Origin of the sequence: Streptomyces boetiae (genome assembly GCF_031845405.1) — a bacterium.
GTDB classification, from domain to species: domain Bacteria; phylum Actinomycetota; class Actinomycetes; order Streptomycetales; family Streptomycetaceae; genus Streptomyces; species Streptomyces boetiae.
The window spans coordinates 1-5,558 of the sequence record NZ_JAVREN010000092.1 but is presented as its reverse complement, the minus strand read 5'-3'; the positions used below and the strand labels follow the sequence as shown (position 1 = coordinate 5,558).

At 75.4% G+C, this 5,558-nt stretch carries 4 protein-coding genes; 2 read left to right on the top strand and 2 right to left on the bottom strand.

What is annotated here, in order from left to right:
• Window positions 1-983 (bottom strand): sigma-70 family RNA polymerase sigma factor (locus RM780_RS27445; RefSeq protein ID WP_394813102.1); only part of this gene is annotated, 983 nt, incomplete at its 3' end.
• Window positions 984-1,137: 154 nt separating this feature from the next.
• Window positions 1,138-1,866 (bottom strand): TetR/AcrR family transcriptional regulator, encoded by a 729-nt coding sequence (locus RM780_RS27440; RefSeq protein WP_394813101.1) that lies wholly within the window; start codon window positions 1,864-1,866, stop codon window positions 1,138-1,140.
• A 328-nt stretch (window positions 1,867-2,194) separates the two neighbouring features.
• Here RM780_RS27440 and RM780_RS27435 point away from each other — a divergent pair, with 328 nt between their 5' ends.
• Both RM780_RS27435 and RM780_RS27430 read left to right on the top strand, forming a co-directional pair.
• Complete coding sequence (locus tag RM780_RS27435) at window positions 2,195-3,592, top strand: NAD(P)/FAD-dependent oxidoreductase (RefSeq protein WP_311633614.1); 1,398 nt, start codon at window positions 2,195-2,197, stop codon at window positions 3,590-3,592.
• Window positions 3,593-3,657: 65 nt separating this feature from the next.
• On the top strand, window positions 3,658-5,325 hold the full coding sequence (locus tag RM780_RS27430; protein ID WP_311633613.1) for an ATP-binding SpoIIE family protein phosphatase: 1,668 nt from the start codon (window positions 3,658-3,660) through the stop codon (window positions 5,323-5,325).
• Window positions 5,326-5,558: the final 233 nt, after the last annotated feature.

Genomic DNA, 5,558 nt, shown 5'->3' with positions numbered 1-5,558 from the left:
CCGCAAGCGGGGGCACCCCCAGCCGCCGCGGCCGACCCGGCCGCGCCGCCGCCGGCCACGCCGAACAGCGCCGCCAGGCCCTTGCCCGAGGACTCGGCCGCGAACCAGCCGATGACGGCCAGCGGCAGCACGCCGCGCAGGTGCTCGTTCATGTCCCGCACCTCGGAGGCCGCCAGCGCGCACCGCGCGCACTCCTCCAGGTGCTTGCGCAGCCCGCGCTCCGCCCGGCTGCGCAACCCGCCCCGGGCGTACGCCCCCAGGCGGTCGGCGTACCGGGCGCACGCGCCGTCCTCGGTCAGCGTCCGGCTGACGTGCTCCTGGAGGAACGCCTGCCGCAGCCCCTCGCGCGCCCGGTGCGCCAGCACGGCCGTCGCGTTCGGCGTCAGGCCGAGCAGCGGCGCGACGTCCCGCGGGGAGGCCTCCTCGACCGTGGTGTGCCACAGCACGGTCTGCCAGCGCTCCGGCAGCGAGCGGAACGCCCGCACCGCCATGGACTCCTCGGCCTCGCGCATGGCCCGCACGTCCGCGCCGACCTCGACCGAGCCCTCGTCCGCCGAGCGCACCGCCGCCGCCGACACCGCGAACGCGGCGAAGTCCTCGACCAGGTGCTCGCGGCGGGCCGTGCGCGCCCAGTCGGCCGCCACCCGCCGCACCGAGGTCAGCAGGTACGCCCGCACCGCCGTCTTCGGGCCCGCGCCGCGCCGCACGGCCTGGAGGGTCGCGGCGAACACCTCGTTCGTCAGGTCGTCTGCGGTGTCCGCGTCCCGGCAGCAGGTCCGGGCGTAACGGCGGACCGCGTCCGCGTGCCGCCGGTACAGCTCGTCGTACGCCTCGGAGGCGCCCTCGCGCATCCGCTCGATCAGGTCGAGGTCGGCGCTCGCGGCCGGGGCCGCGCCCTCCGGCTCCCCGGCCCGCCCCTCCCGGGTCCGCTGCCGCGGCACGGTGGACTCGTCGGCGCTCTCGTGCACGCCCTCAACGTCCATGGCGTGAAGCCCCCGTATTTACACAGCTGTCAGCGACACGGCCAGAGTGCCACAGCCCCGGAGCGCGGCAGGGCCCCCTTCCGGAAGAACCACCCTATCGAGCGGTGTTCGACGAACGCCCGCCCCAACCCCCGGCCCCCGGCGCCGCCCTCTCTCAGCGCTTCGCCCGCAAACCCTCCAGCAATATCTTCAACAGACGCGCCTCGGCGGCCGTTTGCCGCGCCGGGTCCTCGAACCGCGGCGGCGTCGTCGCGATCACCAGCATCAGGTCCGCCACCGTCACGTCCGCCCGCAGCTCACCCGCCGCCCTCGTCCGCTCCAGCAGCTCCCCGACCACCGACAGCAACTCCCGCGTCCCGCCCCGCGCCTCCTCCTGCGCGGCCTCTCCCGCCCCGGCCTCCTCGCCAGGCGCCCCCTCCCGGCCAGCCGGGACACCCGGCTCGCCGCGCCCCGACGCGCCCTCCGAGCCGCACCGCTGCGAGGGCACCCGCTCCGCCCCCGCGCACCCCGCCCGCGACGCCCGCCCCGGACGTTCCGAACGCCCGCTCCCGCGCGGCTCCGAGCCCGCGCCCGCCCCGTCCGCGCTGCGGTCCAGCAGCTCCGGCGGCAGCAGCCGCCCCGCCCCCGAGGCCGCCGACCGCTCCACGAACCCCGCCAGCGCCGGCCACGGCCCCTCCTCCGCCCCGGCCAGCGCCTCCAACGCCTCCAGCGCCCGGCTCGTCAGGCGCTGCGTCTCCTCCTCGGCGATGTGCCGCACCAGCGCCTCCTTGTTCGGAAAGCGCCGGTAGACCGTACCCACGCCGACCCGCGCCCGCCGCGCCACCTCCTCCATCGGCGCCCCGTACCCCAGCTCGCCGAACACGTCCCGCGCCGCGCTCAGCACGTGCCGCAGATTGCGCTGGGCGTCGACCCGCAGAGCCGCCGACCCGGCCTCCCCCCGCTCCGCGTCCCGCTCGGCATTCCCATCCGCATCCCGATCCGAAGAGGACGGCGTATCAACGCCCTCGCCGCCCCCGGACTCCTGAATCCGCATATGCAATTCCCCCGGTGCAGCGGACCCGCTCCGAAAAGCCGATCCGCAAGATGTTGAGAGTCACGAACATAGTTGAGGCCACTGACACTGAGGAAGCGGCCTCGGAAACCACGCGTACGGAGCAGCGGCCCCGCACCACCTGTGGACAAACGGCCGCCCCCGGGTGCCTTATGGACGGGTGACACAGGCGAGGAGGACGACGAGGACGTCGCGCACGCCGGGGCCCGCGCGCCCCGCGCACATCGTCGTGGTCGGCGGCGGCTGCGCCGGCCTCGCCGCCGCGCACCGCCTCCAGCGCACGCTCCGCCGCCCGCTCGGACGCGGAGACGTCCGCATCACCGTGGTCAGCCCCGAGCCGTACATGACCTACCCGCCCTTCCTCCCGGAGGCAGCCGCCGGCTCCCTCTCCCCCCGGCACGTCGTCGTGCCCCTGCGCCGCGTCCTCGCCCGCTGCCGCTTCCTCCCCGGCGAGGTGACCGCCGTGGACACCGCGGCGCGCACCCTTTCCGTCCGGAACGCGGCCGGCGAGGAGGCCGGCGGCGAACCACTCCGGCTCGACTACGACGAACTCGTCCTCGCCCCCGGTTCCCCCACGCGACCGCCCGACCTCCCCGGCCTCGACCGCCACGCCCTGGGCCTGCGGACCGTCCGGGAGGCCATCGGCCTGCGCAACCACGTCCTCGAACAGCTCGACATCGCCGCCTCCACCCGCGACTCCGCCGTCCGCGACGCCGCGCTCACCTTCCTCTTCGTCGGCGGCGGCCACGCCGGGGTCGGGGCCCTGGCCGAGCTGGAGGACATGGGACGTTTCGCCTGCCGTTACTACCCCACCATCCGCCCGGACGAGCAGCGATGGATCCTGGTCGAGCCCAGCGACCGGATCCTCTCCGAGGCGAGCGAGCGGATGAGCCAGGACACCCTGCACGAGCTGCGCGGACGCAATATCGACGTCCGCCTCCGCACCCGCCTGGAGTCCTGCGCCGACCGCACCGCCGTCCTCAGCGACGGCACCCGGCACCCCACCCGCACCCTCGTGTGGACAGCCGACGCCCGGCCCAGCCCCCTGCTCGCCGCCTGCGGCCTCCCCCTCGACGAGACCGGCCGCGTCCGCTGCACCCCCGCCCTGCGCGTCGAGGACACCGAGCACGTCTGGGCCGCCGGGGACGCCGCCGCCGTCCCCGACCTCACCGCGCCCGACGGCACGCCGTGCGCCCCCCTCGCCCAGCACGCGCTCCGCCAGGGACGCCGCCTCGCCGACAACCTCGCCGCCGCCCTCCGAGGCCGCCCGCCCGCCGACTACCGCCACCGGGCCGCCGGCGCCGTCGCCGCCCTCGGCCTGCACCAGGGCGTCGCCCGCCTCCACGGCGCGCGCCTGACCGGCACCCCGGCCTGGCTCGCCCACCGCGTCCACCACCTCGGACGCCTCCCCACCGCGAACCGCAAGGCACGCTTGCTGGCCGAATGGACCCTTGCGGGATTGTTCAAACGTGAGATCGTCTCCCTCGGCTCCCTGGAACACCCCAGGGCGGAGTTCGAACTGGCCGCCGGCGGCGGCTCCCCGCCAGAAACCCCCTGACCGACCTCTGCACCCCCCACGAATCTCACCCCCCACCCCACGAGAACGAATCGGATCGGAAAGCTGTGAATTTGACGCGCTGGGGCATCCGGCTGCCCGGAGCACAGCGACGCCGCACCGGCGTCGCCGGGGCGGACTCCGGCGGCGTGCCGGCGGCCCGCGGGAGCGAGCCCTCCGAGGCGGCCACCGCCCCCGCCCGGACGGCCGGCCGCGGCGTCGACGCCCTCGCCGTTCACGAACTCCTCGGCCACGTCCAGGCCCCCGTCGCCGTCGTCCGCGGGCCCGACCACCGCGTCGCCTACGTCAACGCGGCCTACGCCGCCCTCTTCGGCCCCCGCGCGGCCGGCGCCCCCGCCCGCGACGCCCTCTCCGAGCTCGCCGATATCGGCCTCCTCCCGCTCATGGACCAGGTCCAGCGCAGCGGAACGCCCCGCACGCTGAAGTCGCGCAGCGTTCCCGGCGACGTCCGCGACGGCCACTACACCTTCACCTGCACCCCCGTGGAGCTGGCCGCCACCGCCGGCCAGCCCGCCCAGCGCGGCGTGCTGGTCTTCGCCTCCGACGTCACCGACCAGGTCGTCACGGCCGAGCGCCTGCGCGAGAGCGAGGGCCAGCAGCGCGCCGCCGCCGTCACCCTCCAGCGCAGCCTCCTGCCCCAGCGCCTGGAGCAGCCCGACGACCTGCGCGTGGCCGCCACCTACCAGCCCGGCGGCATCGACGCCGCGGTCGGCGGCGACTGGTACGACGTGATCACCCTCGGCGCCGGCCGCACCGCCGCCGTCATCGGCGACGTCATGGGCCGGGGCGTGCGCGCCGCGGCGGTCATGGGCCAGTTGCGCACCGCCGTGCGCGCCTACGCGCGCCTGGACCTGCCCCCGCACGAGGTGCTGCAACTCCTGGACGGCCTGGCCACCGACATCGATTCCAGCCAGATCGCCACCTGCCTCTACGCGGTCTACGACCCCAACGAGGGCACTCTCTCCTACGCCTCGGCGGGCCACCTGCCGATCTTCATCCGCGAGTCGGACGGCACCGTCCGCCGCGTCTCCGACCCCACGGGCCCGCCCCTGGGCACCGGCGGCTGGCTCCACACCTCCGGCACCGTGCCCTTCGGCCCCGGGTCCACCGTCGTGATGTGCACCGACGGCCTGGTCGAACGCCGCGACGCCGATATCGACGAGGGCCTGGACGCGCTCCAGCAGGCGCTGGCCGGCTTCGTCGACGACACGCCCCAGATCATCTGCGACCGGCTGCTGCGCTCCCTGGGCATCACCGAGGACCACGACGACGACGTCGCGATCCTCGTGCTCGCCTGCCCGGAACGCCAGGGGGAGGAGGCCGACCTCTTCCGCGGCGCCGCCCTCGACCTCCTCGGCGGGATCGAGGCCGCCCCGCGCGCCCGCGCCTTCGCCGACGGCGTCCTCGCGAGCTGGCGCTTCCCAGAAGAGCTGCGCGAGCTCGGCGTCCTGGCCGCCAGCGAGCTGGTCGCCAACTCCCTCAAGCACGGCCGCGCCCCGATGGGCCTGCGCCTGCGCCGCACGGACCGCCGCCTGATCGTCGAGGTGACGGACGGGGACGAGCACCTGCCGCGCCGCCAGCAGGCCAAGCCGGCCGACGAGGCCGGGCGCGGGATCGCCGTGGTGGCGACGATCGCGGCGGAGTGGGGCGCCCGCCGGCTGCCCGAGGGCGGCAAGGCGGTGTGGGCGGAGTTCGCCCTTCCGGACCCAAGTTGACGCCGGTGGGGTGACCGCGTAACGTTGCCGAAGCGCTCGTCAAGGGCGCTCCCACTTCTCTCGAACTTCCAGGCCCGTGAGGGTCTCTTTCGGCGTGCTGCCGGGGGGCCGGATTTGTTTTCCGGTGGGGATTGCTTCTAGAGTGGTGGCACACCGAAGGGAAGCCGCCGGGAACGTGAGTTCCGGGTGAGTGTCCGTTCCTTGAGAACTCAACAGCGTGCTTTTGGATAGTC